This is a genomic window from Microtetraspora sp. AC03309, from assembly GCF_020826795.1.
Classification (GTDB): domain Bacteria; phylum Actinomycetota; class Actinomycetes; order Streptosporangiales; family Streptosporangiaceae; genus Microtetraspora; species Microtetraspora glauca.
The window spans coordinates 1-2,653 of sequence record NZ_JADDIL010000175.1; the positions used below are offsets into that span (position 1 = coordinate 1).

Annotated in this window: 3 protein-coding genes; all 3 read right to left on the reverse strand. The window is 67.9% G+C overall.

The genetic code is table 11. The features are described 5' to 3' along the window. Positions 1-917, reverse strand: a 917-nt coding sequence (locus tag IMZ11_RS42005) for an alpha-amylase family glycosyl hydrolase (protein ID WP_255708046.1), incomplete at its 3' end; no start/stop codon positions are given. Between the two features lie 69 nt (positions 918-986). Next, positions 987-1,853: a sugar ABC transporter permease gene (locus tag IMZ11_RS42010; RefSeq protein ID WP_228649082.1), complete on the reverse strand. Its 867-nt coding sequence runs from the start codon at positions 1,851-1,853 to the stop codon at positions 987-989. Next, on the reverse strand, positions 1,850-2,653 hold an 804-nt coding region (locus tag IMZ11_RS42015), incomplete at its 5' end, for a carbohydrate ABC transporter permease (protein ID WP_228649084.1). The genes IMZ11_RS42015 and IMZ11_RS42010, both read right to left, overlap by 4 nt.

The window sequence follows — 2,653 nt, forward strand, 5'->3', positions numbered from 1 at the left end:
GCGTCCCATGGGGTGGTCAGGAAGTGGAAGTTGAACGCCTGGTGCAGCTCGTCCGGCCGTACGTAGTTGGCCAGCCGCCCCGGCGTCGGCGCCCACGCCTCGGCGACGCCGATCCGCTCCCCCTCGTAGGAGTCGAGGATCCGCCGCCAGGTGCGGTGGATCTCGTGGACGCCGTCCTGGTCGAAGAAGGGGACGATGTCCGCGCCGATCATCTTGACCTGGTCGGCGTGGCCGACGTCGGGCAGTCCCTCTGCCTTGACCATGCCGTGGGCCACGTCGATCCGGAAGCCGTCCACGCCGAGGTCCAGCCAGAACCGCAGGATGTCGGCGAACTCGTCGTGGACCTCCTGGTGTTCCCAGTTCAGGTCGGGCTGCTCGGGGGCGAACAGGTGCAGGTACCACTGCCCGTCGGGCAGCCGGGTCCAGGCGGGTCCGCCGAAGATGGACTCCCAGTCGTTGGGTGGCAGCTCGCCGTGCGCGCCGCGTCCCTCGCGGAAGATGTAGCGGTCACGTTCGGGGCTGCCCGGCCCGGCCGCCAGCGCCGCGACGAACCATTCGTGCCGGTCGGAGGTGTGGTTCGGCACGACGTCCACGATCACCTTCAGGCCGTGGCGGTGCGCGTCGTCCAGGAGGGCCTTGGCGTCGGCCAGCGAGCCGAAGATCGGGTCGACGTCGCGGTAGTCGGCCACGTCGTAACCGAAGTCGGCCATCGGCGAGGTGAAGAAGGGCGTCAACCAGATCGCGTCGACTCCGAGTTCCGCCAGGTAGCGCAACCGGCTGCGGACGCCGAGCAGGTCGCCGACGCCGTCGCCGTTGCCGTCCGCGAAACTGCGGACGTACACCTGGTAGATCACCGCGTCCCGCCACCAACGGGTCACGCCCTTCGGCGTGACGGCGTCCTCGACGAGCTCGGTCATAGGGTTCCCCCGGATTCTGTCAGGAGTTCGAATGTCGGATGAGTGACCTGCCACCGGACCCGGACGGGGTCACAACTTGGTGGCGCCGGCGGTGAGGCCGGTCACAAGATGGCGTTGGACGAGCAGGAAGACGACCGCGGCCGGGATCGCGATCAGCACGGCCGAGGCGGTGAGCAGCCCCCAGTCCGACCAGTGCTGCCCGACGAACTGCTGGAGGCCGACACCCAGGGTGCGCTTCTCCTCCTGGGACATGAACACCGTGGCGTAGGCGACCTCACCCCAGGCCGTCATGAAGGAGTAGAAGGCGGTGACCGCGAGGCTGGGCCGGGCCAGCGGCAGCACGACCCGCCAGAATGTGCCGAACGGCGTGAGGCCGTCCACCAGGCCCGCCTGGTCGATTTCCCGCGGAATGGTGTCGAAGTAGCTCTTCATCATCCACGCGCAGAACGGCACCGCCACCGTGAGGTACGCGATGACGAGGCCCGGGATCTGGTTGAGCAGCCCGAGGCCGGCCATCAGGTTGTACAGCGGCACGATCAGGATGGCCACCGGGAACATCTGGGTGACCAGCAGCAGCCACATCACACCCCGGTGCCCGGGGAAGCGGAACCTGCTGATCGCGTAACCGGTGGTGGAGGCGACGAACACGCCCAGCACGGTGGTCAGAGCGGCGGCCAGGACCGAGTTCAGCAGCCAGGTCGGGAACTCGGTCTCCCCCAACACCCGGACGTAGTTGTCCAGCGACGGCTGGTTGAAGATCTCCAGCTCGCTCGACAGCCATCCGTCCCGCGGCTTGAGCGAGGTCAGCACCAGCCACACCACGGGGAAGACCGAGAACAACGTGGCCACCACCAGCGTGGCGTGCAGAACGATCGACACCGCCGGGCTTCGCTCGCTCCGGGAACGTGCTGCCCGGCTCATCTCGACGGTGCTCACCAGACCTCCCCCTGCCGGCGCAGCGCGCGGCGGTAGACCATGGCCAAGACCACGAGCAGCGCCAGGATGAGCACACCCCACGTGGCCGAACCCGAGTAGTTGCGCACCCCGGTGAACGCCTCACGGAACGCGTAGGTGACCAGGATCTCCGTGGAACTGCCCGGCCCACCCCGGGTGATCAGATAGATCACCGGGAACTGGTTGAACGTCCAGATCGTGCCGAGCAGCACGACCGTGCTGGACACCGAGCGCAGCCCGGGGACCGTGATATGCCGGAACCGCTGCCAAGGTGTGGCGCCGTCCACCTCCGCCGCCTCATACAACTCGCCGGGGATGGACTGCAGACCGCCCAGGATCGCCACCATCATGAACGGCACGCCGAGCCAGACGTTGACCGCGATGACGGCGATCTTGGCCGTGGTCGGGTCGTCCAGCCAGCCGACCGCGCCCAGGCCCGCCGCCTTCAGCATCGCGTTGATCACGCCGAAGTCGCTGTTGAACAGGTAACGCCAGATGAACGCGGACACGAACCCGGGGATCGCCCAGGGCAGGATCAGCAGCACCCGGTAGAACGAGCGGAACCGCAGCTTGCGGTGCAGCAGCATCGCCAGGCCGAGGCCGAGGCCGTAGTGGAGGCCGACGCAGACCACGGTCCACAGGACGGTCCAGGCCAGCCGCTCCCAGAACAACCCGCTGGTCAGGATGTCGACGTAGTTGTCCAGCCCGACGAACTCGTACGTGGCCGGGATGACGTTGACGCCGATGGTGCGGCCCACGTTGGCCTCGGTGGCGTCGGTGAG